The organism is Mesorhizobium sp. M0772 (assembly GCF_040320135.1).
Taxonomy (GTDB): domain Bacteria; phylum Pseudomonadota; class Alphaproteobacteria; order Rhizobiales; family Rhizobiaceae; genus Mesorhizobium.
This window is the reverse complement of sequence record NZ_JAMYPB010000111.1, coordinates 1-1777: the sequence shown is the minus strand read 5'-3', so window position 1 is coordinate 1777 and position 1777 is coordinate 1. Positions and strand designations below refer to the sequence as shown.

The 1777-nt window shown below is 62.2% G+C and carries 1 protein-coding gene; it reads left to right on the top strand.

The features are described 5' to 3' along the window. Nucleotides 1–235: 235 nt before the first annotated feature. The coding region (locus NKI06_RS30755; RefSeq protein ID WP_352987921.1) for a potassium transporter Kup at nucleotides 236–1777 on the top strand (1542 nt) is incomplete at its 3' end.

Sequence of the window (1777 nt, the reverse complement as noted above, 5' to 3'; positions counted from 1 at the left end):
TTCATCGGGCTCGCCCGCTCGGCGGCCGATGCGACGGAGTATTTCCAGATCCCGACCGGACGTGTGGTCGAGATCGGCACGCAGGTGGCGATCTAGGTTCCGGCAGCCTTTGACGCCACGCACCGGTCATTGCGGGGCAAGCCCTGCGCTGGGAACATGGTAGCCCTACCGTCACGGCACTTGATATTGCATCGCAGCAAGCGTAGAGCACCGCGCGCTTATCGGAGTGTCGTCCATGGCCCTTACCAATGCTGGTATTGAGGCAGAACCCGTCGAACAATCGAGCCATCCCGAAATCGAACAGCACAGCACCAAAGTTCTGATGCTGGGCGCGCTCGGCGTGGTCTATGGCGACATCGGCACCAGCCCGATCTACGCCTTCCGGGAAGCGCTTGTTGCGTCCTCCGGCGGCGAAATCGCCGAGCGCGGCGATATTCTGGGCGTGCTGTCGCTGATCATCTGGTCGTTGACGATTATCGTCACCATCAAATACATCATGTTTGTGCTCAGAGCCGACAACCGAGGCGAGGGCGGCGTGCTGTCGCTGATGGCGCTGGCGCGCGGCAGTTTCCCGACCCGCTCGGCGATCATCCTGGCCATCGGTATTGTCGGCGCGTCATTGTTCTTCGGTGACGCCGTCATCACGCCGGCAATCTCGGTGCTTTCGGCGGTTGAAGGCATGAATGTCGTTACCCCGACCTTCCAGCCCTACGTCGTGCCGCTGACGCTGGTCATCCTTGCGATCCTGTTTTCGGTGCAGCGCTTCGGGACCGGCGGTGTGGCGCTGATCTTCGGGCCGATCACGGCGGTCTGGTTCCTGGCTATCGGTCTTTCGGGCTTGAACCACATCATCGCCGATCCCGAAATCCTGTGGGCGGTCAGCCCGCACTACATCGTCGCCTTCCTGATCAATTCGCCCGATGTCGCCTTCGTCACCATCGGCGCCATCTTCCTCGCCGTCACCGGCGCCGAAGCGCTTTATGCCGATCTCGGCCATTTCGGCCGCAAGCCCATCGTGCTCGCCTGGCTGGCCATCGTGTTTCCCTGCCTGCTGCTAAACTATGCCGGGCAGGGCGCTTTCGTGCTGGCGAAGAACGGTCACGTCGGCCATCCATTCTTCGAGATGAACGAAGGCTGGACGCTGATCCCGATGGTGGTATTGGCAACCGCGGCGACGGTCATCGCCAGCCAGGCGGTCATATCGGGCGCCTTCTCGCTGACCAGGCAGGCGGTGCAGCTCAATATGCTGCCGCGCCTCGAAATCCTGCACACGTCGGAACGGCAGTCGGGCCAGATCTACATGCCGCGCGTCAATGTTTTGCTGGCGTTGGCGGTGATGTTGCTGGTCGTCGGTTTCGGCGAATCGAGCAAGCTCGCCTCCGCCTATGGCATCTCGGTGACCGGCAACATGTTGGTGACGACGGTGCTGCTGTTCGTCGTCATGACCCGCATCTGGAAATGGCGGCTGTGGGTGGCGGTCGCCATGACGGCGCTGTTCGGCTTCATCGACATCGGCTTCTTCGCCTCCAACATCGTGAAGGTGTTCGAGGGCGGCTGGGCGTCGCTTGCGGTGGCCTTCACCATCGTTCTGGCGATGTGGACCTGGGTGCGCGGCAGCCGCTATCTGTTCGACAAGACCCGGCGCAACGAAATCCCGCTCGATTTCCTCGCCGGCAATCTGCTGAAGAAGAAGCCGCAGCTGGTGTCCGGCACCGCCGTGTTCCTGACCAGCGATCCGCAAAGCGCGCCGACAGCGCTGATGCACAGCCTGAAGCAC